This window comes from Neorhizobium fuzhouense (genome assembly GCF_042611105.1).
Taxonomy (GTDB): Bacteria; Pseudomonadota; Alphaproteobacteria; order Rhizobiales; family Rhizobiaceae; genus Neorhizobium; species Neorhizobium galegae_A.
In genome coordinates this window covers 123579-149110 of the sequence record NZ_JBHFFP010000008.1, presented here as the reverse complement: position 1 = coordinate 149110, position 25532 = coordinate 123579, and the positions used below count along the sequence as shown (strand labels likewise).

Sequence of the window (25532 nt, the reverse complement as noted above, 5' to 3'; positions counted from 1 at the left end):
TCCACGAGCTTTCCGGCAAGGTCTGTGTCGAGACCAGCATCGCCCTGAGCTTTCAACACTCGCAAGGCACAACCAGGATGTCTAATGAAACGCGCACCACCTGTCCCTATTGCGGCGTCGGCTGCGGGGTCATTGCAAGAGTGGAAGACGATGGTGGCGTCAGCGTACGCGGCGATCCGGATCATCCGGCCAATTTCGGCAAACTGTGTTCGAAGGGATCGGCGCTGGCCGAGACGATCGGGCTGGAGGGGCGGCTGATTCAACCGGAGATGGACGGGAAGCCTACCTCCTGGGATGCCGCACTTGCCCGCGTGGCGGAGCGATTTTCGGCCGTGATTGCCGAGCATGGCCCGGATGCGGTGGCATTCTACGTTTCAGGGCAGTTGCTGACCGAAGATTATTATGTCGCCAACAAGCTGATGAAGGGTTTTATCGGCTCGGCCAATATCGATACCAATTCGCGCCTCTGCATGGCCTCCTCCGTTGCCGGCCATCGCCGTGCCTTCGGGTCCGATACGGTGCCCGGTACTTACGAAGATCTGGAGCTTGCCGATCTCGTCGTGCTGGTCGGCTCCAACATGGCCTGGTGCCATCCGGTGCTTTTCCAGCGCATCGCCGCCGCCAAGGCGGCAAGGCCGGGAATGAGGGTGGTGGTCATCGATCCGCGCCGCACGGCGACGTCCGATATTGCCGATCTGCACCTTTCCATCCAAGCCGATGGCGACGTGGCGCTGTTCAACGGGCTCCTTACCCATCTTGCCCGCACCGGTGCCGTCGACGAAAATTACGTCAGCGCCCATACGCACGGTTTTGCGCAGGCGCTTGCCGCCGCCGATCTTTCCATGGCCGATCTTATCACCGCAACCGGGCTTCCTGCCCTGCAGATCCGGCAGTTTTTCGAGCTTTTCGCCCGAAGCGAAAAGGTGGTGACCTGCTATAGCCAGGGCGTCAACCAGTCTTCGGTCGGCACCGACAAGGTGAACGCCATCATCAACTGTCATCTGGCTACCGGCCGCATCGGGCGCCCCGGCATGGGGCCGTTTTCGCTGACGGGCCAGCCGAATGCCATGGGCGGGCGCGAGGTCGGCGGGCTTGCCAATATGCTGGCCGCCCATATGGCGATCGAGAACGCTGAGCACCGGGAGCGGGTCCAGCGCTTCTGGAGCGCACCGAGGATGGCGCAGAAACCCGGGCTGAAGGCCGTCGAGATGTTCGAGGCGGTGGCAGACGGGCGCATCAAGGCGCTCTGGATCATGTCCACCAACCCCGTCGTCTCCATGCCGGATGCCGACCAGGTGAAGGCCGCCCTTGCCGCCTGCCCCTTTGTGGTCGTCTCCGATATCGAGCGGACCACCGATACGACGCGCTTTGCCCATGTGCTGTTGCCGGCAACGGGCTGGGGTGAAAAATCCGGCACGGTCACCAATTCGGAACGGCGGATTTCGCGCCAGCGGCCATTCCTCCCCTCCCCCGGCGAGGCACGGCCGGACTGGTGGCAGCTTCAGGCGGTGGCGCAGCGGATGGGATTTGCGAAAGCCTTTGCTTACGATAGCGCGGCCGCTATCTTTGCCGAACATGCAGCGCTGTCCGCCTTCGACAACGACGGCGAGCGCGATTTCGACATCGGCGCCCACGCCGACATCGGCGCCGAAGCCTATAGTGAGCTTACGCCATTCCAATGGCCGCAGCGCCGGGGGCAGCCGGCCATCGACCGGCGCTTCTTTGCCGATGGCGGCTTTTTCCATGCCGATGGCCGGGCCCGCTTCGTGCCCACGCCGTCTGCCGTACCGCAACGGGTGGAGGTCGATTTTCCGCTGGTGCTCAACACCGGTCGCATCCGCGATCACTGGCACACGATGACGCGAACCGGAAAAAGCGCCCGCCTCTCCGCCCATATCGGCGAGCCTTTTTGCGAGATCCATCCGCTGGATGCAAAGACGCGCGGCATCAACGATGCAGATCTCGTGGACATTGCCGCCTCCGGCGGAGGGCGCGTCACCGTGCGCGCGCTCATCACGGAGCGGCAGCGCCGCGGCGCCGTCTTCGTCGCCATGCACTGGACGGAGGAGACGGCATCCCCTGCCCGCATCAACGCGCTGGTTTCACCATGCACCGATCCGGTTTCGGGCCAGCCGGCGCTGAAACACGGCGCCGTTTCTGTGAAGCGCGCCGCGCAGGCTGCCTATGCCTTTGCCGTTTCGCACCAGAAGCCGCAGCCGCAGGGCGCGTCTTACCGGGCGCTCGCCAGGACCGAGGCGGGCTACCGGATCGAACTTGCCTTCGACCAACCAATCGAGGACTGGGAGGCGTGGGCAAGGCATAGCCTTGGCATCGGCACGGAGGCGACCGCCAGCGGCGCTCTGGACCGCCATGAAAAAAGGACGCGGCTTGCCTTCTTCGCCGGGGACCGGCTGGTGGGTGCGCTCTTCGTCAGCCCCTCTCCGGTCGAGGTCTCGCGCGCCTGGATCGTCTCGCAACTGGGCCAACCACAGCTTGATCCGGTCGAGCGCCAGGCGCTTCTTGCCGGCCGCCCCGCCCTGGATCGGCCGGATCCCGGCGCGCTCGTCTGTTCCTGCTTCAATATCGGCGCAAACCAGATCGCGGGCGCAGTGAGAGCCGGGTGCTGCTCGGTGGAGGCGGTCGGCGGGGCGCTGTCGGCCGGCACCAATTGCGGCTCCTGCCGGCCGGAAATCCGCCGCATCGTTGAGAGTTTGCAGGTTCTGGCCGCCGAATGATCCGTGCGGAAATCATGGTAAACGGCGGGTTAACCGCACGGCCTCGCGACCATGATTCATGTCCGATAATTTTTCCGCGGGGTGAAGGTTATGCGGCAGGGCGGCCAAACGGGCCGATGCTTTGCATGCGTTGATTTATAACACGCCCTTCGGACACGGGGAAAGAAAAAAGCCAATTTTCTTGAACCTCAGCCGACCGGGCGAACCGCCGAGCCAAAGAGGGAGCGGTGGTGGTCGCGGCAAGCGGCCTCCCCCGAGAGTGACGGGAGGGGCACCCCCTCCCCTCCTCGATCATTCGCCGCGGACCGCGTTCAGCACCGCTTCGATGGCAAGGCCGACGGACAGGATGTGTCGGTCCTGCATTGCGGTTCCGGCAATCATCAGGCCGACAGGCGCCTCGTCCGGCCGGTGGCAGGGCACGGAAAGCCCGCAGCCATCCAGGAAGTTGAAGAAGGTCGGATTGCGCAGGACGAGGCCGTTGGCGGCAAAGAAGGCCGTATCGTCTGCCACGAGCGGCGCAATCTCCGGTGCGATGATCGGAACGGTTGGCAGGATCACCGCATCATAACCGCGCACACGCTCGGTCACGCCAGCCGTCCATGCGGCACGCGCCGCCAGCGCATCGAGATAATCGGCAGCACTCAAATCCCGCCCGCGCAGGATGCGCGTCTTGACGCGCGGGTCATAGGTGTCGCCCGCTTCCTCCAGCAGGGCGCGGTGCCAGTGCCAGGCTTCCGGCGCCACCAGCCCGCCGCGCCCATAGATACCGGACAACGTTTCGAACTCCGGGATCTCGATTTCGGTGATGACGGCGCCCGCGGCGGAGAGGGCCGAGAGCGTTCGCTGGAACGCGGCGGCAACCGTCTTGTCCATGCCGTCCAACACTACGGTCTGCGGCACGGCGAGGCGTAGACCGCGGATGGGCGCGGCCTCCGGCACGCCCTCACCACTTGCCGAAATGATGGCGTCGATGATGGCGCAGCAGGTGACGCTGGCCGCGAGTGGACCGATGGAATCGAGCGAGGTGGAGAGCGGCACGACGCCCTTTGCCGAGACGCGGCGCGCAGTTGGCTTGAAGCCGGTCAGGCCGCAAAGGGCAGACGGAATGCGGATGGAGCCGCCGGTATCCGTGCCGATGGCCGCCACCGCCATGCCGTCCGTCACCGACACGGCAGCACCGGACGAGGAGCCGCCGGGCACGCGGCCGGTGGCGCGGTCGTAGGGATTTTTCGGCGTGCCGTAATGCGGATTGATGCCGATGCCGGAAAAGGCAAACTCGCTCATATTGGTGGTGCCGGTGATGACGGCGCCGGCGGCAATCAGGCGGGAGACAACCGGGGCATTTTCTGTGGCAACCGGCTTACCCGTCAGCGCAACCGAGCCGGCCAACGTCGTCTCGCCGGTGATATCGAAAAGGTCCTTCACCGAGATCGGCACACCCTCCAGCGGCGAGCGCGAAAAGCCTGCCGCGCGGGTCCTCTCCGAGGCGGCCGCGAGGTGGCGGGCGCGCTGATCGTTGCGGCGAATGAAGACACGGGCGCCCTCGCCGGCTGGATCGCTGATGCGGGACATAGCTTCATCGGCCAGAGTACTGGCTGTCGTGGTGCCGGCATCAAGCGCTGCGGCGGCGGTGCGGATCGTCAAAGGTCTGGTCATAAAAACATCCAGGCATGGGGAAAAATACGGACAGCAGATGCTCGGATTTTTTGGCGGGCCATGCAAGCCCGATGGCACGAAAACCGGCTTGCCGTGCGGCCGCTCCCCTGCACTTTTGCCCCGGCAGTGACAGCAAGGGAATCAGTTGACAGCTGTCAACGGGTCTGGGTCGTCACCACGGAAACCGAGTCGCGACAGCCTCAAGGGAGGAGCGGACGCAGCTGTTGCGCGATCGCTTGCAGCGGCGGCAGATAGCGTTCCGCCATCGTCTCCGGTGTGACCTGGGCTGCCGGCGCGCCGATGTTCAGCGCCGCGACCACCTTGCCACGCGCATTGGCAAGCGGCACGGCGATGGAGCGCAACCCGAGCTCCAGCTCCTGGTCGATCACGGCAAAGCCCTGGCGTCGCACCCGCTCAATCTCGTCCATGAGCACGTCAGGCTCTGTGCGGGTGAAGGGGGTGTAGGCGCGCCGGTCGCTCGCCTCGATCAGTTGGCGGGCTTCATCGCCAGCAAGGGCGGCCAGCAGAACGCGGCCCATGGAGGCGCAATAGGCGGGAAGGCGACTGCCTGGCATGAGGTTGACCGACATCACCCGCCGCTGCGAGGCGCGCGCCACATAGACCACTTCCGCCCCGTCCAGCACGCTTGCGGAAGCGCTCTGCCCCACCTCTTCCGACAGGCGATCGAGGAAGGGCTGGATGATCTGCGGAAGCGGCGTGGCGGAGAGATAGGCATGGCCGAGGCGCAGGATGCGCGGCGTCAGCGAAAAGAATTTCCCGTCGTAATCGGCATAGCCAAGCTCGTGCAGGGTCAGCAGACAGCGCCGCGCCGTTGCCCGATCAAGCCCGGTCAGGCGCGCGACATCCGCGATGGAGAGGCGAGGGCTCGCATCGCCGAAGGCTTCGATGACCTTCAAGCCCTTGGCAAAGCTGCCGATGAAATCCGTTTCCCGCATACCCAACTCCCGTCGCCGCCCAATTTGTGCGTTATCTGAACAAAAGTCAAATACCGCACAAAAAAGTTGACGGCTGGCAACCGGCGGGCGCTAACTACACCTCAGGAAAAACTCCGGGAGAGAGCCCCTATGGACAAGACAATCGGAAGCACGGCTGAAGCCGTCTCCGGCATTTTCGATGGCGCAACCATCATGATCGGCGGCTTCGGTGGATCGGGCGCGCCGATCGAACTCATCCACGCACTGATCGACCGAGGCGTGAAAAACCTCACTGTCATCAACAACAATGCCGGCAATGGCCGCATCGGCATTGCCGCCATGATCGATGCGGGCATGGTCAAAAAGATGATCTGCTCCTTCCCGCGCTCTTCCGATCCGCGCGCCTTCACCGATCGTTATCTCGCCGGCGAAATCGAACTGGAACTGGTGCCGCAGGGGACGCTTGCCGAACGCATCCGTGCCGGCGGCGCGGGCATTCCGGCCTTCTATACGCCAACCGCTTACGGAACCGAACTTGCCAACGGGAAGGTGATCGCCGAATTCGACGGCCGGCCCTATGTGCAGGAGCGCTGGCTGAAAGCCGATTTCGCCATCGTCAAGGCGGAACTTGGCGATACCCACGGCAACCTCACCTACAACAAGGCCGGCCGCAATTTTAATCCGCTGATGTGCATGGCCGCCAAGACCACCATTGCCCAGGTGACGACAATCCTGCCCCCCGGCGGCATCGATCCGGAAGCCGTCATCACACCCGGCATTTTCGTGAACGGCGTCGTGGAAGTCGCCGACCCGCAACAGGAAGAAGTTCTCATCCGCGCCGGAGTGGCCTACGCATGACCGATAGCAGCACGCTCAACACTCGTGACGACCTGAAGCTCACCAACGCCCAGATCGCCTGGCGCGCAGCGCAGGACATTGCCGATGGCGCCTATGTGAACCTCGGCATCGGCTTTCCCGAAATGGTGGCGCGCTACCAGCCGCCGGGTCGCGAGGCGATCTTCCACACCGAAAACGGCATTCTGAATTTTGGCGAGCCGCCACCGGAAGGGGAGGAGGACTGGAACCTCATCAATGCCGGCAAGAAGGCGGTGACGCTGAAGCCGGGTGCTTCCTTCTTCCACCACGCCGACAGTTTTGCCATGGTCCGCGGCGGCCATCTGGATGTCGCCATTCTCGGCGCCTATCAGGTGGCGCAGAACGGCGATCTCGCCAATTGGCGCGTCGGCTCCAAGGGCGTACCCGCCGTCGGTGGCGCCATGGATCTGGTGCATGGCGCAAAGCAGGTCTTCGTCATCACGGAGCATATGACGAAGGACGGCAAGCCCAAGCTGGTGGAGACTTGCACCTTTCCGCTGACGGGGGTCGGCTGCATCACCCGCGTCTATACCAGCCATGCGGTGATCGATATCCGCGCCGGGCATTTCGTCCTGCGCGAGATGCGCCAGGGCATGACGCTGGATGAACTGCAGGCGATGACCGGCGCGCCGCTGCATACCGATGGCGATGTGGCCGACCTGATCGTGCCGACACTCTGAGCGCCCGCGGCAAAATCGCCGCTGGCCGAAATTGTTTTATGCTTTAAGCATATCAGCAAGGGGCGAACCGCGCTGCGGCTCGGCACGCCATGCCTGAGGGAGATAGACATGACTGACGCCTATATCTGCGATTACATCCGCACCCCCATCGGCCGCTTCGGCGGTGCCCTGTCGTCCGTGCGCGCCGATGATCTCGGCGCGGTGCCGCTGAAGGCGCTCATGGAGCGCAACAGTTCCGTCGACTGGGAAGCTGTGGATGACGTGATCTATGGCTGCGCCAACCAGGCGGGCGAGGACAACCGCAATGTCGCGCGCATGTCTCTCCTGCTCGCCGGCCTGCCGGTCTCGGTCACCGGCACCACCATCAACCGGCTGTGCGGTTCGGGCATGGACGCCGTCATTGCCGCGGCCCGCGCCATCAAGGCCGGCGAAGCAGAGCTGATGATTGCCGGCGGCGTGGAAAGCATGAGCCGCGCGCCCTTCGTCATGCCGAAGGCCGAGACCGCCTTTTCGCGCGCGGCCGAAATCTATGACACGACGATCGGCTGGCGCTTCATCAATCCGCTGATGAAGAAACAGTATGGCGTGGATTCGATGCCGGAGACGGGCGAGAATGTCGCGGCCGATTTTCATGTGAGCCGCGAGGATCAGGACGCCTTTGCCGTGCGCAGCCAGAACAAGGCATCGGCGGCGCAGGCCAATGGTCGCCTTGCCAAGGAAATCGTCTCCGTAACGATTCCGCAGCGCAAGGGCGATCCGGTTGTCGTGGAGAAGGACGAGCATCCCCGCGCCACCACCATCGAGACGCTCGCCAAGCTCCCCACGCCATTTCGCAAGGAAGGCGGCACGGTGACGGCCGGCAATGCATCCGGCGTCAACGACGGCGCGGCAGCGCTCATCATTGCCTCCGCAGCGGCTGCGAAAAAATATGGCCTGACACCGATTGCCCGCATCCTCGGCGGCGCAACGGCCGGTGTTCCGCCGCGCATCATGGGCATTGGCCCGGCGCCTGCCAGCCAGAAACTGCTCGACCGGTTGGGTCTGACCCATGACCAGCTCGAGGTGATCGAGCTCAACGAGGCCTTTGCAAGCCAGGGCCTTGCCACGCTTCGTCAGCTGGGCATTGCCGATGATGATGCCCGCGTCAACCGCAATGGCGGCGCCATTGCCCTTGGCCACCCGCTTGGCATGTCGGGCGCCCGCATCACCGGCACGGCAGCGCTCGAACTTCAGGAAACCGGCGGCCGCTACGCGCTGTCGACCATGTGCATCGGCGTAGGGCAGGGCATCGCCGTGCTTCTGGAACGGGCCTGATACCCTCGCGGCTCTCTCTCACTGGCATGCGCCGGGGAGAGGGAGTGTCGGCAATGACTTACGCTGTCGACCGGTAACCGCGCCGGCGCTTGGCGGAAACCAGCTGATCCATGGCCTCTGCCGCCGCGGTCCAATCATCAAAAACCTGCTGGCGGTCACGCCCGAGCGTACCGATGCGACCCCAGCTGCGGGTGAGGCAGATTTCGCCGAACAGATCGACATCGATTGCAACATGATAGAACCGTGCCATGTTGCGGGACGGGTCAATGCGATGGGCCAGATGCGCGTGAAATCGTTGTTCTGTCATGGCCGCAATTGTGGCGGACACGATGAAGAGCGTCCAACGCATGTTTGGAATCGATTGGGCTTGATTGATTCACGCCGCTGATCGGTGAGGGCGACTGATCGGCGAGGGGAGGGGCTTTCAGCGCAAAAGGTCGATCAACTGGTTATATAGGCCGCTCATCGGCTGCTCCGCATTCTGTTTCGGCGTCAGGCCTGCGTCAAATCCTGCAGCCTGAAAGCGGTCGATCAGCGCGCCATCGCGGCTGATCACGGAAAAGGGCACCGCGCGCGAGGCGTCCGGCCCGGTGACGATGGCTGCCGGCTGATGATCGCCGATGACGAGAAACACCGCATCCTCGCCGTAGCGCGCAATATAGCTCGACAGCGCCTGCAGGCTGTAATCGATGGTTTCGATATATTGCCGGCGCACCCGCTCGGGATTGGCCCAGACAACGGCCGGCGGATCGCCTCCGGTCGCCTGCGCATCAAACACGCTCCCGTCGCCAATCGCGTCCCAGTCGATCATCGAGGCGACCGGCGTCCAGGGCGCGTGCGAGGAGATGAGCGCCATTTCCACCATTACCGGCTTTCTCGGCTTTTTCGCCCGCACCATGGTCTGCAGCGCCGACAGCGTGTACTGGTCGGGCATGGTGATCCAGTTGAATGGCTTTCCGCGGTAGCCGAGATCCTTGGCGGCGAGGATCCGGTCATAGCCGTAATAGGCGGCCTCCGGCCAGTCCATGGTAATGGCCGGCATCACCGCCACGGCCTCCCAGCCGGCATCGGCAAACAGCCGGTTGAGGCTGGGGCGCTCGCTTGCCAACAGCCGGTCATAGCGCGCCAGGCTGTCCACCTGCAGGCCGGACAGAAACGTGCCATGGGCAAGCCAGCTGAGGCCGCCAACAGTGGGCGAGGTGATCCAGCGGCTGGCAGACTGAAAGCCGGCGCGGCCGAGTTCTTTCTCCATCGCGGCAAGGCGCGGAGCAGTGACGTGTGCATAGCGCGGATCCTCCACAGCACTGCGACCATAGGATTCGACAAAGACGAGGATGACATCGCGCCCGGCGACCGCCTGAAACAGCTGGCTATTTCCCGCAGATGCGTGGCCTTGCTTTTCACCGTCCGCCAATTGCTGTTCGAAAAGCCGGAGGTCACGGGCCGCCGCAATGCCAAGCGTCACACGCGCGCCAAGATAGCGTCCCGCATCCGCCGTCACCAGCAGGTTCCCGGGACGGAGGCTCGTTGTGGCAAGGAGAAGCGCGCTGACGGCAAGGAGGCCCGCCGAGAGCCCGGCCCGCCGGCCGGTCATCCGGCCGACAGGGGCCAATCGGCGGATCGCGGAAAAAGTGAGCCCGAGCACACCGGCGAGGAGAAGGACGATCCCGAGCAATGAGAGACATGCGGCAAGGAAGCCAAGGTTGCCGGAGGCGATGTTCCAGCCGTCGCCCAGCATCTTCACGTCGAGATAGGGGTTGAACGGCCGCTGAAAGGCGGCCTGGGTGCCGATATCGGCAAGCTTCAGGAACAGCATCACGCCGCAGATGAGCGTCAGGAGAAAGGCCAGCAGCCGGTTCAGCCGATCGCGCGCCACGATCAGTACAGCAAGAAGGGCCGGCACTTCCAGCGGCAGCCGCAGAAAGGCGGCCGGCGTCATGGCATCCGGGTGATCGGGCATGTTCAGCACGACAAGCGTGATGGCGCAGAAGATGAATCCGGCAACGACCGCCTTTCTGAGACGGGCCGGGGGAGGGAAGGGCGCGGAAGGTGACGCAGTAGGAACAAGCGGCGGGGGAGAGGAGGGCTGGGTCATGACGGCAATCCGGACGCAAAGCCTCTCCGTAGCAACGGACACGGCATCGCCCCGCGCTTGATCGAGACAGGCGTGCGATAGGATGGAACAGGCAGCGAGCGAGGGGCGCGCAAAGATGTGCGATCCGGGCCTCTGCCGAAAATGGCGTGCCGGCTGAAAAGCGGGTAGGAGAGATTTTGCCCCCAACCAGGAAAGGCTGGCGCTTGAACCTTCTGCGGACCCTTGCAACGCCGGTGGCGCTCGCCTGTCTTGCGCTTCTCGTCTGGTGGCTGAAGCCGCAGGACATTCTGGCGGCACTGTCGAATGTCTCTCTCCTGCATGTGATTGTCGGGCTCTTGCTGGTGGAGGGGCAGATCATCCTGTCTGGCCTGCGCTGGCGGTTCACGGCCGGCAGGCTCGGGCAGGAGATGACGCTTTCCCATGCGATCGGCGAATATTACGTGGCAAGCGCCGTCAATCAGGTCGCCCCGGGCGGCATGGCGGGCGATGTGCTGCGCGCCTATCGCAGCGCAGATGGCGAGGCCGGCGGCTGGCAGCGTTCGGCAAAGGCCGTCTTCTTCGAGCGGCTGTCGGGGCAGTTCGCCTTCATCGTGATTTGCCTGCCGGGGCTGGTGTTCTGGCCGCTGTTGATCGGCGGCAACCTGATGACCGGCAAAGGACTGCTGGTGGCGGGCGCAGCGTTCGCCGGGCTTTGCGTCGGCGTGATTTTGTTGATGCGCCGGTTCAAGGGGCTGGCGGCAGAGTTCGACCAGGTGTTTCTGGCCCGCGGCGCCTTTGTCGTACAGGGCGGCCTCAGCCTGCTCGTGGTTCTCGGCTATGTGGCGCTGTTCCTGCTCGCGGCTGATGCGGTGGGGACGCCCCTGCCGCTGGCCGGTGCCTTCACCGTCATTCCGCTCTGTCTGGCGGCCATGCTGATCCCGACCGGGCTTGGTGGCTGGGGCACGCGCGAGGCGACAGCGGCAGCCCTCTGGCCGCTGATCGGTCTTGCAAGTGCAGACGGCGTTTCGGCAAGTCTCGTTTACGGCGCGCTTGCCATGGCCGGCGCCTCTCCGGGCTTTCTGGTCATGGCCTTTTCGCGACGCGGTGGAAAAGCCGTCGAAAAATCCGGCTGACGGCGGCATGACCGCCTGTCTCACGTCGCGTCCGCCTTGCGTCGCATCAGCGCCAGAACATCGACGCCGAAGGAATAGGTCAGCGCCGCCAGCGCCCCGCCGCAGATCCAGGCCGACAGCGGCGCTGTCACCTGCGGCACCAGCACCAGGCAAAGGGCCGCTCCCTGCACCACACAGACCGTCTTTCGGCGCAGCGACGGCGAAAGCTCGGCGCGCAGCGCCGGCAAAAACCACTGCGCCAGCACAAACAGGTAGCGCATCAGCCCGATCAGGACGACCCAGGCGCCGGCCTTGCCGAGCACAAGGGCCGCAACCGACAGGATGAGGATAAGGGCGGCATCCACCTCCATGTCGAAGCGGGCGCCCAGTGCCGATTGCTGGCGGAACCGGCGCGCCAGATAGCCATCGACACCATCGAGCGCCAGCGCAGAGAGGACGGCAGCCACCATCCACCAGATCATGGCATCGAGATGAGGACCCCCAAAACTTTGAGAAAATAGAACCGTTGCCGCAACAAAGCTCACGATACCGGCGCGCAAGGCCGTGACGAGATTGGCGTAGCCGAACCGAAGATGACGGTGGAACGGCAGGCCATGCACGACAGCGGCGAAGATGCCGGCGAGAAGAATGCCGGCAATGATCGGCACATGGATCTCCAGCGGCAGGTGGCTTGCCGCCATCGCCCAGCTGGCAATCGAAGCCAGATAGACGACGCAGAGCACTTTCAAGGTGTTGAGAAGCAGCGGATCGTGGCTGAAGAAAGCCGGCCGCAGGCGCGACGCAAAGCCTGCGCCGTGCCTTTCATCGTGGATGGACATGACAAGCCTCCCGCCTTGCGCCTTATTCTGCGGCAACCAGCGTTTCGAGGTCCAGCATATGCCCGGCACGCAGGGTCTTTGTGCGCAGGTAGTTTTGGTTTTCCACTGTTACGCGGCCGAGAACGGGCGTGCGGGCATGAACGGTGATGCCGCCGGCCTGAAGGGCTGCGATCTTCGTCGGATTGTTGGTGTAGACCACCACCTCGCCGATGCCGAGAAGCCGCAGCATGGCAACGGCCGCCTCATAGCGGCGGTGATCCTGCCCGAAACCCAGTTCCGCATCGGCATCGATCGTGTCGAGGCCGAGATGCTGGTAGCCATAGGCGCGCATCTTGGCGCCGATGCCTGTGCCGCGGCCTTCCTGGTCGAGATAGACCAGCACGCCGCCGCCGGCCTGCTGCAAAAGCTCAAGACCGTTGCGCAGCTGGTCGCCGCAATCGCATTTCAGCGAGCCGCAGAGATCCCCGGTGATGCAGGAGGAATGGATGCGGATCGGCACGGGCTTTGAAACATCCGGCTTGCCGACGACGATCGCCACCTGATCCTTCTGCGCCACGCCACCGCGAAACACGACGAAATCGGCATCGCCGAAATCCTTGAGCGGCACGCGGGTGCGCGCCACCTTCTGGAAGGTTTCGCGCGCCGGACGCAGATGCGAAAGCTCGGACGCATGAAGACCGCAGCAGCCGTCGAAACGGTCTTCAAGTCCGGTCACGTCGGCGCAGATCATCGCCGGAAGGAGAAGGGCCACGCTTGCAAGCTCAGCCGACTGCGACAACAGCGCATCGGCCGGACGGCAGGTGCGCGGCACCTCGGCATCGAGCGCATAGGAAAGGCGGGAGGCCTGCTCGAAATTCAGGCCGGCAAGCGGCACGGCCACATCATGATTGGTTTTCAAGCCCAGCCGGCGGGCGCGCTCACGGGTCAGCAGCAGGTCGTGCGCATTGTGCACGGTTGCGGCAAACTGGTCGTAGACGGCAGGCGAGGCCGCATCCAGCGCCAGCACGGCAAGCTTGCGGTGGTCATCCGAAAACAGAACAGGCCGGCCATAACGCAATTCCGAGACGGCGCGCTCAACGGCGATGGCGGGATTGGAAAAGTGTTTCGAGAATGGGCTCTCTGCGGTCATGCTGGCCTCCTTGTGTCGTTAGGTGGCGCTACGCCCCTCAAAAGACAACGGATCGCCGGCTATTATAAATTAAAATTGATGCATCTCGCGCGCGCCTTTTCGAAAACCTGCCTTAGATACAGGCAGAATGTGGCACAGCGCAGGAGAACATCGGAATGGGCCTTTCGACAGCAGGCGCCGGCCGGGAGTGTAACGACACGGCACGAGCGCTCTGGTTCGAGGCGCCCGGTCGCTGTGCCGTGCGCGAGGAGCCGCTTCCGCCAACGCAAGGCCATGAGGCTCGGGTGAAGGCGCTCTTCAGCGGCATCAGCCGCGGCACCGAATCCACCGTCTTCAAGGGCCTCGTGCCGGACAGCGAGCGCGAGCGCATGCGCGGTCCCCATATGGGCGGCGAGTTTCCGTTTCCGGTCAAATATGGATACGCCCTGGTGGGCCTTGTGCAAGAGGGGCCGGAAACGCTTGCCGGCAGAACCGTCTTTGCGCTCTATCCGCATCAGGATCGGTTCAACATCGATGCCACCATGGTGACACCGCTTCCGCCGGGCCTACCGGCGGAGCGGGCGGTGCTGACGGCCAATATGGAAACCGCGCTCAACATCGTCTGGGATGCGCTGATCCAGCCCGGAGACCGGGTCGCCGTCTTCGGGGCAGGCGTCGTCGGAACGCTTGCCGCCTATTTGAGCAGCCGGATTGCCGGCACAGAAACGCTACTGATCGACCGCGATCCAGAGCGGGCAGCGCTTGCCGGTGCGCTCGGGCTGGATTTTGCGCCCGGCGATGGCGTTGCAGGCGAGTTCGATGTGCTGATCAATGCGTCCGGCGCACCGGCTGCACTGGCGCAAGCAATCGCGCTTGCCGGCCTCGAGGCCCGCATCGTCGAGGCCAGCTGGTATGGCGAGCGGCCGGTCACCGTGCCGCTTGGCGGCGCCTTTCATTCGCGTCGGTTGTCCATCGTCTCCTCGCAGGTCGGCAGCGTTCCGCCGCATCGCCGCGCCCGCTGGAGCTTCAAGCGTCGGCTTGAGAAGGCCATGGACCTCCTTAAGGATGCACGGCTAGACGCGCTGATCTCCGGCGAAACCGCCTTTGATGATCTGCAGGCGGCCTATCCGCGTATCCTGGATGCAACCGATACGCTCTGCCACCGCGTCCGCTACACCTAAACGCTTTCACCCGCACGCCTTTACCCCATAGAGCCCGAAGGAAGGACCAAGAGTTTCATGTTCGCAGTCGAAGTCAGAGACCACATCATGATCGCCCACAGCCTGAAGCGGCCGGTTTTCGGCCCCGCCCAGGGCATGCATGGCGCAACCTTCGTGGTGGATGCCGCCTTCTTCACCAAGGACGTCGACGAGGACGGGCTGGCTGTCGATATCGGTCTTGCAACACAGGTTCTGTCGGAGGTGCTGAAGCCGCTCAACTACCAGAATCTCGATGAGCTGGAGGTGTTCAAGGGCCGCATTTCGACCACCGAAGTGATTGCCAAGCATATCTTCGATGCCTTGAAGCAGGCGGTTGCGGACAAGAAGCTCGGCCCCGGCAGCGCCCGCATTTGCCGCCTTCGCGTGTTGCTCAATGAGAGCCATATGGCGCGCGGCTGGTACGAGGCCGATCTTTGAGCGGGCGCCTCGTCCTTGCCTATCCCGGCCGGCTGGAAACCAGCACCGGCGGCTATGCCTATGACCGCCGCCTGATCGAGGGGCTGCGCTGCGCCGGATGGACCGTCGAGACGCTGGGTCTCGGCGACGGCTTTCCGAACCCGTCCGCGGAACAGCTTCAGGAAGCGGAAGCCCGGCTCAATGCCTTGCCAGACGAGACACTGGTGATGATCGATGGGCTCGCCTTCGGCGTCATGGATCGGTGGGCTGAACGCTCTGCTGCACGGTTGCGGGTGGTGGCGCTGGTGCATCATCCGCTGGCGCTTGAAACGGGCCTGACACCGGTGCAGCAGGCGACTTTCCAGCAGGTGGAAATGCGCGCGCTGTCCCATGTCCGCCATATCGTCGTCACATCTCCCGTAACCGCGCGCGGGCTCACCTCGCATTACGGCGTGGACGCGGAGAAGATCACGGTGGCGCTTCCCGGCACCGAGCGGGCGCCGGTTGCCAAGGGCAATAATGTGCCGCCGCACATTCTGACGGTCGGCACGCTCACCCGCCGCAAGGGGCATGACGTTCTCTTGAAGGCGCTCGACCGCGTGCGCGATCTCGCCTGGCGGGCCACCATTGTCGGCAGCCGCGATCTTGACCCGGTCACCACCGCCGAATTGGAAATGCTGCGCCACCAGCTGAAGCTCACCGACCGCGTGACCTTTGCCGGCGAGCGGGCGGATGTGCGGCTGACGATGAGTGAGGCCGATATCTTCGCGCTTGCCAGCCGCTACGAGGGCTATGGCATGGTGTTTGCCGAGGCGCTGTCGCAAGGGCTGCCGGTGGTTGCCTGTCATGCGGGTGCCATTCCCGACGTCGTGCCGAAATCGACAGGGCTTCTGGTGGCGGTGGATGATGTGGAGGCTTTTGCCGCCGCCCTGCGCCGGCTTCTGACCTCTTCTGCCGAACGGCGAAAATTTGCCGATGCGGCCTTCATTGCGGGCTTAAATTTGCCGGGCTGGCCAGATACGGCCGCAATTGTCTCTTCTGCCCTCCACCGCCTTTCCTGAAAGGAACTCCATGAGCGGCTTCGATGCGAAATGGCTTCGCCTGCGCGAGCCTGTCGATGGTCTGGCGCGCGACGTAGCGCTGGTCGATGCCTTCAGCCGTTACGTCGCAGACCGTGCGCCGCCGGCAACCGTGCTCGATATCGGCTGCGGCACCGGTTCCACCTATCGCAGCCTGTCGCAGCATCTGCCCGCAGGTACGAACTGGCGCCTTCTGGATTATGATCCTTCCCTGCTTGCGGCCGCCGAAAAGCAGCTGGGGACGAAGGGGATCGAATTTGTCCGCCACGACCTCAACCAGCCGGACGGCATGCCGCTCGATGGCGTGTCGATCGTCACCGCCTCCGCCTTCTTCGATCTCGGCTCCGCAGCCTTCTGCGACCGGCTTCTCGACGTGCTTGCGGCGCGGCGCATCGGGCTCTATGCGGCCTTGAACTACGACGGGCGCGTGGAATGGCAGCGCCCGCATCCGCTCGATCAGCGCGTGGTGGCCGATTTCAATCACCACCAGTTGACGGACAAGGGCCTGGGGCCGGCGCTTGGGCCGAACGCGACCGAGCACCTGCGGACAAAGCTCGATGCTCTTTCCTATGACGTTTCGATTGCGCCAAGCGTCTGGCGGATCGGCCGCGACGAGGCGGACCTGCACATCGCGTTCCTGCGCGGTCTGGTCGATCCGGTGCTGGAGATCGGCGCGCTGCAGCCGGAGGAAATCGGCGAATGGATGGCGTTCAGACTAGCCTATGTCCGGGGAGAGCGGGGCGGATGTGAGGTCGGCCACCACGACCTTCTGGCGCTGCCGCGAGACTGAAGTCTCCCTTGAGCGCGGCGTCAGTTCGCAATCGAACAGGATATCGCTGCCGAGGCTGAATACTCGGGCGGCCGGTCGCTGCGCCTGCGAGAGCGCATCGATCGGCGGCAGCGATATACCCGACGGGCCGGAGCCGATGATGAGCGGGGCAATCGACACATGCAGCCGGTCGACCAGCCCCTGATCGATGAAACGCGAGATGGTGCGTGCGCCGCCTTCGACCAAGATGCGCTCCAACCCGCGCGCCGACAGCGCATCGAGGATGGCATGCGGGCAAAGCCCTGCCGGCGATTGCGCAAGCCGGATCACCTGCGCGCGGTAGCGACGCTCCGGCGCCTCCTTCGACTGGATCAGAATGACGGGGGCGCCGCCGTCATGAAACAGGCCTTCCTCCCCCGATAGCTCGGCCCGGCAGTCGATGACGACACGCACCGGATCAGGACCCTTCACCTCGCGCACGGAAAGCCGCGGATTATCCGCCTTCACCGTACCAACACCAACGATGACCGCCTCCACCAGCGCGCGGCAGCGGTGGAGATGGGCAAGGCCGTCGGGACCGGAAATATCGCGCGCATCGCCTGAAATCGTTGCCACCCGCCCATCGAGCGACTGGCCGACCTGCGCCAGCACAAAACGGCCGCGGGCAGCGGCAATCGGGCCATAGAGCTGCAGGCCGGGTTCCTCGAACGGGGTCGGACGATGTCGGCCGTCGCTGAGGCCGAGCAGGCGTGTCCAGAGCGGTTCGGTCATCTTGATGCTGCGCATGTCTTTGAAGTGTCCGCCGGCTTGATGGGTCACAGAATACGGGTGAGCGTGTCGTCGCGGCGGATGATATGATGGAATAAAACCGCCCCGAGATGCAACGCGATGAGACCGAAAAGGATCCATGCGCTGACGCTGTGGATGGCGGAAAACCAGGGCGCGATGGCAGGCGCTTTGCCGATCGGGCTCCAGATCGGCACGATGTTGAACCAGCGCAGCGGAAAGCCATGCGCATTGGTTGCCAGAAATCCGCTGAGCGGCATGACCACCAGAGCGCAATACAGGAGGCCGTGCACGAGCCGGCTCGCGCATCCTTCCAGACCGGCGGCAGGCGAGGGGAGGGGCGACGAGGCGGTGAGCCGCGTGCCCACGCGCACCAGCATCAGCCACAGCACGATGAAGCCGAGGCTTTCATGCAGCAGGTAGAAGTCGAGCTTCACATCCTCGCGGGTAAACTTGATCACCATGCCGAGCGGCCAGACAACGGCCACGAGGGCCGCCACCAGCCAGTGCATCACGCGCATCGGCGCCGGATAGCGCATCTCTCGCCCGGTCCGTGTCATCAGCGCCTCCCCCTCTTCCATGACCCTCAGGTCCTGTCGGGGAAGGTTACGTCATTTCGGACGAAAAGGATGGCTGATATTCGATCAACTCGCCGCGAGGGGCAAGGGGTGCTAGCGATCCACGGGGCGCGGGCGGCCGCTTTCGTCCAGCGCCACCATGACGAAACTCGCCTCCGTCACCTTCTGGCGGGTTTCGGAGAACTGCCGGCGAACCCAGCATTCCACCGACAGCGTCATGGAGGTGCGCCCGACATGGGTGACAGTCGTATAGATGCAGAGCGTATCGCCCACCTTCACCGGCTGGCGAAAGATCATTTCACGCACGGCGGCCGTTACGGTGCGCCCGCGTGCGCGCTCGGAGGAGGCAATGCCGGCAGCGGCATCCATCTGCGCCATCACCCAGCCGCCAAAGATATCGCCGGCCGGATTGGCATCGGCGGGCATGGCAAGGGTGCGCAGTGTCAGGTCGCCCTTGGGACCATCGGAAAGGTCGTCCGGCTTCGTCGTCATGGTATCGTCATTCTCCATTGTGCAATGCACAACAGATGGACGCGCACCGTCAGAGCTTCAAGCGATGTTCCTGCATGACGGTATTGCAGGATGTCATAGCCGTGTCAGATCCGTCGGGCGGTTCTGCAGAATGGCTTCCATGGAAAAGAAACCGGTGACGGTGGAAAAATCGAAATCCGTGATCAGCTTCTGATAGAAGGCATCATAGCCGCGCATGCCGGGGGCAACGACCTTCAGCAGATAATCCCAGTCGCCGCCGATACGGTAGAAATCCACCACCTCGGGCAGTTTTTCCACGTGGCGGCGAAAGCTTTCCGACCATTCCTTCGAATGGTGACGGGTGCGGATCATCACAAACACGGTGAGATCGAGCCCCAGCGCCGGCAGATCCACCGCCGCCTGCGCGCCCTTCAGCACGCCTGCCTCCTCGAGCCGCTGCAGGCGCCGCCAGCAGGCGTTTTGCGACAGCCCGACCTTTTCCGCGAGCTCACGCTGCGACAGCGAACCGTCGCGCTGCAGGAAGGTCAGGATGCGCCGATCGATTGCGTCGATTTTCTGATTTTCTTCGATCATATGACCCACCAATTTTCGAAATTCAGCAAAGATAGGAGATGAAACCATCGCCGCGCAATAGCTATCCTCAACAAATCAGAAAGAACGGGGATCAGGTGATGGCGCAGGCAGCAGGACAGACGACGGACAGGCTTCAACGGTTTCGGGACACGCTCGGCCATGGCGACAGCCTGGAGATGCTGCGCGACGGGCTGATCGGCCGCGATGCCATGATCGACGGCCCGTTCGGTCCAAAGCCGCTGGTCTATGCCGATTACGTCGCCTCCGGGCGGGCGCTGATGCCGGTGGAACGCTTCATCCTGGAAGACGTCCTGCCGTTTTACGCCAACAGCCACACCGAAGCCTCCTTCTGCGGCGGCATGATGACCCGGATGCGGCGCGAGGCGCGGGCGACGATCGCGAAGCTCTGCGGCGCGACTGAGGAGCATGCGGTGATCTTTGCCGGCTCCGGCGCCACCGCCGGCCTCAACCGGCTGGTCGCGCTCTTTGGCGCAACGTTACCGCGCACGCGCGTCATCATCGGACCCTATGAGCACCATTCCAACATCCTGCCCTGGCGCGAAAGCGGCGCCGACATCGTGGAACTGTCGGAGGCTGAAGAGGGTGGTCCGGATCTTGAGGAACTGGATGCGGTTCTTGCCGCCTCGCACGATTTTTCGCAGGTGATCTGTTCCTTCTCTGCCGCCTCGAATGTGACCGGCATCGTCACCGATGTGGCCGCCGTCACCCGGCGGGCAAAGCAGGCGGGCGCCAAGATCATTTGGGATTACGCCGGCGCCGGCCCCTACCTGCCGATTGCCATGACGCCGGAAAAGGGCGCCGAGATCGACGCGATTGTCGTCTCGCCGCACAAGTTCATCGGCGGGCCGGGCGCCTCCGGCGTGCTGATCGTCCGGCGCGAAGCCGTCGTCATCGACAAGCCGAGCTGGAGCGGCGGCGGCACGGTGAAATTCGTCTCGTCCACCGGCCACGACTATTCAGAAAGCCTTGAAGCGCGCGAGGAAGCCGGCACGCCGAACGTCATCGGCGATATTCGCGCCGGCCTTGCCTTCCTGGTCAAGGACGCGATCGGCGAAAGCCTCATGACGGAGCGCAACCGGGCTCTCACCCAACGGGCGCTGGAGGCCTGGAAGGATCACCCGCGCATCGAGCTTCTTGGCAACCTCTCGGCAGACCGGCTGCCGATCCTGTCGTTCCGCATCCGCGATGGCAGGGACGGCTTCCTGCACCAGCAGCTGGTCACCCGCATGCTGTCGGACCGCTTCGGCATCCAGGCCCGGGGCGGCTGCGCCTGCGCCGGCCCTTATGTGCATCGGCTGCTCGAGATCAGCGAAAGCCAGTCCGCACTCCTGCGCACCGCCATCCTTGCTGGCCACGAAATGGAAAAGCCCGGCTTCACCCGGCTGAACTTTTCCGTGCTTTTGAGCGAGGACAAGGTGGATTACATCCTCAAAAGCGTCAGCGCGCTTGCCTTCGATGCCAGTGAGTTTTCCGGAAGCTACGCCTTCGACCCCGCCCGCGCGATCTTTTATCCAGAGGCGGCGTGAGGGGAAGGGCTCTTTCTCTTGGCTATGTCCTGTTGAAAACACCATCAATTCATGATTGAATATCAATGCCGTGTTCTGACGCGCCATGAAGCATACCTAATGATTTTTATGGCAATATTAATTGTCGTAATGTGGAACTGCGGTTGAATTACCCATTCCAATTACTTCGCCTCATCCGCATTATATCGCTGTAGGTAAGATTTGAAATTCGGATTTAAGTTCCGCGTTGCATTGGGCATTACTTACACAATGTTCGCTTGACATTTCGTGCAGCTGACGGGGGTGTCAGTTGACCATCAGGAGGAGGGGGGGCGCCGATACGATGACACGCGCGATCTGTATTCGGTGCGGAGAGGTGAAGCATGGCTGCTGGACTCCATGTCGCGCCTGCGGGCATGCCCCGCACGGTGAGACGGAACTGGCCGATTCGCTGTGCCTGTCGGATCAGATGATGGACGACCGAGAAGATATGGACGCGGTTGCGGAGTACATCCGGGACAACAGGATTGTCCCGGTCTTTCCGGCGGGGTTCCGTCATGCCCTGGCAGCCGTCAGAAAGGCCAAGGCCAGCCTGACCAGGCGGGGCCTGCTGCCAGCTGATCCGGATACGTTCGTGAGTGCATTAACGCGCCGGGAGATACCGTGAGAGCGTGGGGTAGAGAGGTGCCGATATGGCCGCGCTTGCATCCGATGGCGTGCGACGTGTCACAAGCGTCGACCTTTGCCCTCTGGAGCACGTGGCGGCGGGTCCGGTTCATGCCGTTGAAACTGTCTTCAGGGGGATGAGGTGCGTTTAAGGTCAATCCGTTATCGAGGGGCAGCCCTTGCCGTTGTCGCGTCCCTGGTCGCCCCGGTCTCGCTTCATGCCGAGAGCATCTGCGGCCCTGGCAGGGAGCTGGCGCCGAATGCGTGGGCGTGTATCCCCAAGCAAAATCGGCCCCGCGTGAGTTCGAACGGAGGCTCCTCCAACAATGCGGCGGCCATGGTCGGCGTGGCCTCGGGGGTTCTCGGCGTCATCGCAGCGCTGGCAGGGCAACTGACCCCCACGGACAATGTGGGGCGCGCGGAGGTGGACCTCAACGAAGCGGGAAATGCGAGCCGCGCGATGAACAGAAGCGGCTTCCAGAACATGCAGCAGGGCAATTTCCGCCGGGCTGCAACGTCGTTCAAGTTGGCGGCCGAAAGCGCGCGCAAGGCGCAGAACTGGAAGGAGGCCGACGAGAACGACAAGAACTGGGCGATCGCGGTGGCCCACGAGCACCTGCAGACGGCTGTCAGAGCCGAAACCGACGGCGACGTTTCAACGGCCAGCAAGGCCTATCATCAGGCGATCGTTGCGGCTGGAACGGTCGGAGATCAGCGCCTCGTCAAGGAATTGCAAAACCATCACGACAAACTGGCACGCCAGGCGGTCAAGTCGGGCAAAGCCAAGGACGTCATCCCGACCGATTCGTATTGCGCGACCGTCAACGGCGTCATGCGCTGCCAATAGGACCATTCTCATGACCATGCTGCACGCACGCCCCGCCGGGCTGTCTCTCCTGATCCTGCTGGGCGCAGCCTGCGGCAGCGCCCGGGCGGAGCCCGTCGGCTTCAACGGCCTGATGATCACCAATCTGTCGCAGGACTATACCTATTATTCGGCGGGAAATCCCAACGTGGGAGCGACCCGCAACAGCAGCAGGAGCAAGAACCTGACCGTCAGTTTCCAGGTGTTTGAGCGCGGGACACTGATCACCTCCAGCACCTTCCTCTCAGCATCCTGCAAGCGCGACGGCGCGTTCCAGAGCCCGAGCTTTGCCTACAAGATTGGAGGCAATCAGAACGAATCCTTCAACTGCACGATCAAGGACGAGTTTTCGCGCGGCAGCTTCAGGACCAGAGTGACGGGGACGGGGCGATTTGAGGGGGGCACTCTCGAATTGTCGGGCAAGGTGGTTCAAGAGGGCACCTATACGATGAACAGCGCGCCCGATTACGCCACGAGCTATTCCGTGTCCAACGAGCAGAGCATTGTGGTGGTCGTCTCGGGCAAGAAATGCACCTTGAAGTCATTCCGCCTCAATGCACGCAAGACGGAAACAAGCCCCGAAACGTCAAGGCATTATGCCGGCCGCATCGAAACGACGATAACCTATCACACGACGCCCAGCACGAAGTGCACCCTTTATTGACGCGCGGGCATGGCGGGGCGCCAGGGCGCCGGGATCGGCATCGACGAAGTCTTTGCCCCCTCGCCCCGCCTGCGGGGAGAGGGCTGGGGTGAGGGGCTCAAATTATTGATAGGGTTCGCGAATTAGCCCCTCATCCGGCTGCCGAGACCTTCCCCGTCAAGACGGGGCGAAGGGTCCTTGCAGCCGCCCGTCACTCCAAATCTTGAGGTGAAGAAGGTTTGTCAGCAAGCTGATCCCCCGGTTTGCGCCGGGGGCTCGTCGAACGGAGCAGGAGCGGCCGTCAGGCCGTCAGATCGAAGCGGTCGGCGTTCATCACCTTCACCCAGGCGGAGACGAAGTCGCGTACGAATTTTTCGCCGTTGTCGCTCTGCGCGTAGACTTCGGCAAGCGCGCGCAGCTGCGAGTTCGAACCGAAGACGAGATCGACGCGGGTTGCGGTCCACTTGACCTCGCCGGTCTTGCGGTCGCGAGCCTCAAAGAGGGTTTCGGCTGGAGACAGCGGCTTCCAGCTGGCGCCCATGTCGAGAAGGTTGACGAAGAAATCGTTCGTCAACTCTCCCGGACGGGTGGTGAAGACGCCGTGCGGCGTTCCGCCGTAATTAGCGCCAAGAACGCGCAGGCCACCCACGAGAACCGTCATTTCCGGTGCGGTCAGCGTCAGAAGCTGGGCCTTGTCGATGAGCAGTTCTTCCGGCGAGATCGTGAACTCCGCCTTCTGATAGTTGCGGAAACCGTCTGCCACGGGTTCCAGAACCGCAAAGGAATCGACGTCCGTCTGCTCGGCCGTCGCGTCGGTGCGGCCGGGCGTGAAGGGCACCTCGATGGCATGGCCGCCGGCACGGGCGGCCTCTTCCACGGCCGCCGAGCCGCCGAGCACGATGAGGTCCGCGAGCGAAACCTTCTTTGCGCCACCCTGGGCGGCGTTGAAGGCCGACTGGATGGCTTCAAGCGTCGACAGAACGCGGGCGAGCTGTTCCGGCTGGTTGACCGCCCAATCCTTCTGCGGGGCAAGCCGGATGCGGGCGCCATTGGCGCCGCCGCGCTTGTCGGAGACACGGAAGGTGGAGGCGGAGGCCCAGGCGGTCTGGATCAGCTCCGTGCGGGTGAGGCCCGACGACAGAATTTCGGCCTTGAGCGCCGCGACATCGGCCGGATCGACAAGCTGATGGTCAACGGCGGGAACCGGATCCTGCCAGATCAGCTCCTCGGAGGGCACTTCCGGGCCGAGATAGAGAACCTTCGGCCCCATGTCGCGATGGGTGAGCTTGAACCAGGCCCGCGCAAAGGCATCGGCAAATTCCTCCGGGTTCTGGTGGTACCGGCGCGAAATGGCTTCATAGGCCGGATCCATGCGCATCGCCATGTCGGCGGTGGACATCATGATCGGCACCTTTTTCGACGGATCGCCGGCATCCGGCGCCATATCCTTTTCGGCAAGGTTCTTGGCGTGCCACTGATAGGCGCCGGCCGGGCTCTTCACCAGTTCCCATTCATAGCCGAAGAGAACGTCGAAATAGCCCATGTCCCACTGCGTCGGGTTGGCCGTCCAGGCACCTTCGAGGCCGGAGGTGATGGTGTCGGAGCCCTTGCCGCTCTTGTATGTGCTCATCCAGCCAAGGCCCTGCTCGGCAAGCGCTGCACCTTCCGGCTCGGGGCCGACATGGGCGGCGTCGCCGGCGCCATGGGTCTTGCCGAAGGTGTGGCCGCCGGCCACCAGCGCCACGGTTTCCTCGTCGTTCATCGCCATGCGGCCGAATGTGTCGCGGATGTCGCGGGCCGATGCCAGCGGATCGGGATGCCCGTCCGGGCCTTCCGGGTTGACGTAGATGAGGCCCATCTGCACGGCGGCCAGCGGGTTTTCCAGCACGCGGTCACCGGTGTAGCGGCTGTGGTCCTTGTCGCTGGTGGTCATCCACTCGACTTCGGGACCCCAGTAGATGTCTTCTTCCGGTTCCCAGATGTCGACGCGGCCGCCGCCGAAGCCGAAGGTCTTGAAACCCATGGATTCGAGCGCGCAATTGCCGGTGAGGATCATCAGGTCGGCCCAGGAGATGGCGTTGCCATACTTCTGCTTGATCGGCCACAGCAGGCGGCGCGCCTTGTCGAGATTGGCGTTATCCGGGAAACTGTTGAGCGGCGCAAAGCGCTGCGTGCCCGAGGTGGAGCCCCCGCGGCCATCGCCGGTGCGATAGGTACCGGCGCTGTGCCAGGCCATGCGGATGAAGAAGGGGCCGTAATGGCCATAATCCGCCGGCCACCAGTCCTGGCTGTCTGTCATCAGGGCATAGAGATCCTGCTTCAGGGCGTTGAGATCCAGCGCCTTGAATTTTTCCGCATAGTTGAAGGCCGGGCCCATCGGGTTCGACAGCGCCGTGTTCTGGTGCAGCATCTTCAGGTTCAGCTGGTTCGGCCACCAGTCGCGGTTGCTGCGCATGCTCTGGCTGGTCGCGCCGTGCGCAACGGGACATTTGCCGCCCGTGCCCTGCTTGGTAACGTCCATTTTCCATCCCTCCGAGAGTGGTTGTTGTGATGTGCCCGATGATCGATGTCCTGTGCGACACCTTCAAGAAGGTGCGACAAAGCAGTTCG

Annotated in this window: 24 protein-coding genes; 13 read left to right on the top strand and 11 right to left on the bottom strand. The window is 63.6% G+C overall.

The annotated features are described in order from the left end of the window. Nucleotides 1–77: 77 nt before the first annotated feature. Nucleotides 78–2735 carry a nitrate reductase gene (locus ACEXP3_RS15625; RefSeq protein ID WP_377298110.1) on the top strand — a complete coding sequence of 886 codons (2658 nt, stop codon included), beginning with the start codon at nt 78–80 and terminating at the stop codon, nt 2733–2735. Between the two features lie 291 nt (nt 2736–3026). Here ACEXP3_RS15625 and ACEXP3_RS15620 read toward each other — a convergent pair whose 3' ends face one another. Together ACEXP3_RS15620 and ACEXP3_RS15615 are read right to left on the bottom strand one after the other, a co-directional pair. Further along, the gene (locus tag ACEXP3_RS15620) at nt 3027–4391 is read right to left on the bottom strand and encodes an amidase (RefSeq protein WP_377298109.1); all 1365 of its coding nucleotides are present in this window, start codon (nt 4389–4391) and stop codon (nt 3027–3029) included. A 200-nt stretch (nt 4392–4591) separates the two neighbouring features. Then, on the bottom strand, nt 4592–5347 hold the full coding sequence (locus ACEXP3_RS15615) for an IclR family transcriptional regulator (RefSeq protein WP_377298108.1): 756 nt from the start codon (nt 5345–5347) through the stop codon (nt 4592–4594). Between the two features lie 129 nt (nt 5348–5476). Here ACEXP3_RS15615 and ACEXP3_RS15610 point away from each other — a divergent pair, with 129 nt between their 5' ends. The 3 genes from ACEXP3_RS15610 (at nt 5477) to pcaF (ending at nt 8196) form a co-directional block, all read left to right on the top strand. Further along, entirely contained in the window at nt 5477–6184 is a 708-nt protein-coding gene (locus ACEXP3_RS15610; RefSeq protein WP_210106154.1) for a 3-oxoacid CoA-transferase subunit A, read from the top strand. Continuing rightward, nucleotides 6181–6882: a CoA transferase subunit B gene (locus ACEXP3_RS15605; protein ID WP_377298107.1), complete on the top strand. Its 702-nt coding sequence runs from the start codon at nt 6181–6183 to the stop codon at nt 6880–6882. Before ACEXP3_RS15610 ends, ACEXP3_RS15605 begins: the two co-directional genes overlap by 4 nt. Before the next feature lie 108 nt (nt 6883–6990). Beyond that, nucleotides 6991–8196, top strand: coding sequence for a 3-oxoadipyl-CoA thiolase (pcaF, locus tag ACEXP3_RS15600; RefSeq protein ID WP_377298106.1), 1206 nt, complete (start codon nt 6991–6993; stop codon nt 8194–8196). A gap of 58 nt (nt 8197–8254) precedes the next feature. On the opposite strand, the gene ACEXP3_RS15595 is transcribed toward pcaF, so the two are convergent. Then, nucleotides 8255–8503, bottom strand: coding sequence for a WGR domain-containing protein (locus ACEXP3_RS15595; protein ID WP_377298105.1), 249 nt, complete (start codon nt 8501–8503; stop codon nt 8255–8257). 117 nt (nt 8504–8620) lie between these two features. Beyond that, nucleotides 8621–10291, bottom strand: a complete 1671-nt coding sequence (locus ACEXP3_RS15590; RefSeq protein WP_377298104.1) for an alkaline phosphatase family protein — start codon at nt 10289–10291, stop codon at nt 8621–8623. A gap of 203 nt (nt 10292–10494) precedes the next feature. Here ACEXP3_RS15590 and ACEXP3_RS15585 point away from each other — a divergent pair, with 203 nt between their 5' ends. After that, a complete protein-coding gene (locus ACEXP3_RS15585; protein ID WP_377298103.1) occupies nt 10495–11403 on the top strand; it encodes a lysylphosphatidylglycerol synthase transmembrane domain-containing protein in 909 nt (302 codons plus the stop codon). Nucleotides 11404–11423: 20 nt separating this feature from the next. On the opposite strand, the gene ACEXP3_RS15580 is transcribed toward ACEXP3_RS15585, so the two are convergent. Both ACEXP3_RS15580 and ribA read right to left on the bottom strand, forming a co-directional pair. After that, nucleotides 11424–12221 (bottom strand): CDP-alcohol phosphatidyltransferase family protein, encoded by a 798-nt coding sequence (locus ACEXP3_RS15580; RefSeq protein ID WP_377298102.1) that lies wholly within the window; start codon nt 12219–12221, stop codon nt 11424–11426. 22 nt (nt 12222–12243) lie between these two features. Then, complete coding sequence (gene ribA, locus ACEXP3_RS15575; RefSeq protein ID WP_377298101.1) at nt 12244–13350, bottom strand: GTP cyclohydrolase II RibA; 1107 nt, start codon at nt 13348–13350, stop codon at nt 12244–12246. Nucleotides 13351–13505: 155 nt separating this feature from the next. On the opposite strand from ribA, the gene ACEXP3_RS15570 reads away from it, so the two are divergent. Genes ACEXP3_RS15570 through ACEXP3_RS15555 form a run of 4 tightly spaced genes read left to right on the top strand, consistent with a single transcriptional unit; the run spans nt 13506 to nt 16814 of the window. Further along, nucleotides 13506–14510, top strand: a complete 1005-nt coding sequence (locus tag ACEXP3_RS15570; RefSeq protein ID WP_377298100.1) for a zinc-dependent alcohol dehydrogenase — start codon at nt 13506–13508, stop codon at nt 14508–14510. Between the two features lie 57 nt (nt 14511–14567). After that, nucleotides 14568–14966, top strand: a complete 399-nt coding sequence (locus ACEXP3_RS15565) for a 6-pyruvoyl trahydropterin synthase family protein (protein WP_377298099.1) — start codon at nt 14568–14570, stop codon at nt 14964–14966. Continuing rightward, the gene (locus ACEXP3_RS15560; protein ID WP_377298098.1) at nt 14963–16006 is read left to right on the top strand and encodes a glycosyltransferase family 4 protein; all 1044 of its coding nucleotides are present in this window, start codon (nt 14963–14965) and stop codon (nt 16004–16006) included. Before ACEXP3_RS15565 ends, ACEXP3_RS15560 begins: the two co-directional genes overlap by 4 nt. A gap of 10 nt (nt 16007–16016) precedes the next feature. Continuing rightward, on the top strand, nt 16017–16814 hold the full coding sequence (locus tag ACEXP3_RS15555; RefSeq protein ID WP_377298097.1) for a class I SAM-dependent methyltransferase: 798 nt from the start codon (nt 16017–16019) through the stop codon (nt 16812–16814). On the opposite strand, the gene ACEXP3_RS15550 is transcribed toward ACEXP3_RS15555, so the two are convergent. The 4 genes from ACEXP3_RS15550 to ACEXP3_RS15535 all read right to left on the bottom strand — a co-directional run bounded on the left by ACEXP3_RS15550 (nt 16740) and on the right by ACEXP3_RS15535 (nt 19222). Continuing rightward, nucleotides 16740–17579 (bottom strand): RibD family protein, encoded by an 840-nt coding sequence (locus ACEXP3_RS15550; RefSeq protein WP_377298096.1) that lies wholly within the window; start codon nt 17577–17579, stop codon nt 16740–16742. The genes ACEXP3_RS15555 and ACEXP3_RS15550 overlap by 75 nt on opposite strands. Before the next feature lie 29 nt (nt 17580–17608). After that, nucleotides 17609–18139, bottom strand: a complete 531-nt coding sequence (locus ACEXP3_RS15545) for a cytochrome b (RefSeq protein WP_377298095.1) — start codon at nt 18137–18139, stop codon at nt 17609–17611. 111 nt (nt 18140–18250) lie between these two features. After that, nucleotides 18251–18649 (bottom strand): acyl-CoA thioesterase, encoded by a 399-nt coding sequence (locus ACEXP3_RS15540; RefSeq protein ID WP_377298094.1) that lies wholly within the window; start codon nt 18647–18649, stop codon nt 18251–18253. Nucleotides 18650–18742: 93 nt separating this feature from the next. After that, nucleotides 18743–19222, bottom strand: a complete 480-nt coding sequence (locus ACEXP3_RS15535) for an Lrp/AsnC family transcriptional regulator (RefSeq protein ID WP_210106168.1) — start codon at nt 19220–19222, stop codon at nt 18743–18745. A 98-nt stretch (nt 19223–19320) separates the two neighbouring features. Here ACEXP3_RS15535 and ACEXP3_RS15530 point away from each other — a divergent pair, with 98 nt between their 5' ends. The 4 genes from ACEXP3_RS15530 to ACEXP3_RS15515 all read left to right on the top strand — a co-directional run bounded on the left by ACEXP3_RS15530 (nt 19321) and on the right by ACEXP3_RS15515 (nt 22943). Next, on the top strand, nt 19321–20769 hold the full coding sequence (locus ACEXP3_RS15530) for an aminotransferase class V-fold PLP-dependent enzyme (RefSeq protein WP_377298093.1): 1449 nt from the start codon (nt 19321–19323) through the stop codon (nt 20767–20769). A 322-nt stretch (nt 20770–21091) separates the two neighbouring features. Then, nucleotides 21092–21415, top strand: coding sequence for a hypothetical protein (locus ACEXP3_RS15525; protein ID WP_377298092.1), 324 nt, complete (start codon nt 21092–21094; stop codon nt 21413–21415). Nucleotides 21416–21751: 336 nt separating this feature from the next. Next, complete coding sequence (locus tag ACEXP3_RS15520; protein ID WP_210106177.1) at nt 21752–22261, top strand: hypothetical protein; 510 nt, start codon at nt 21752–21754, stop codon at nt 22259–22261. Nucleotides 22262–22271: 10 nt separating this feature from the next. Then, nucleotides 22272–22943: a hypothetical protein gene (locus ACEXP3_RS15515; RefSeq protein WP_377298091.1), complete on the top strand. Its 672-nt coding sequence runs from the start codon at nt 22272–22274 to the stop codon at nt 22941–22943. 280 nt (nt 22944–23223) lie between these two features. On the opposite strand, the gene katG is transcribed toward ACEXP3_RS15515, so the two are convergent. Continuing rightward, complete coding sequence (katG, locus tag ACEXP3_RS15510; protein WP_377298090.1) at nt 23224–25443, bottom strand: catalase/peroxidase HPI; 2220 nt, start codon at nt 25441–25443, stop codon at nt 23224–23226. Nucleotides 25444–25532: the final 89 nt, after the last annotated feature.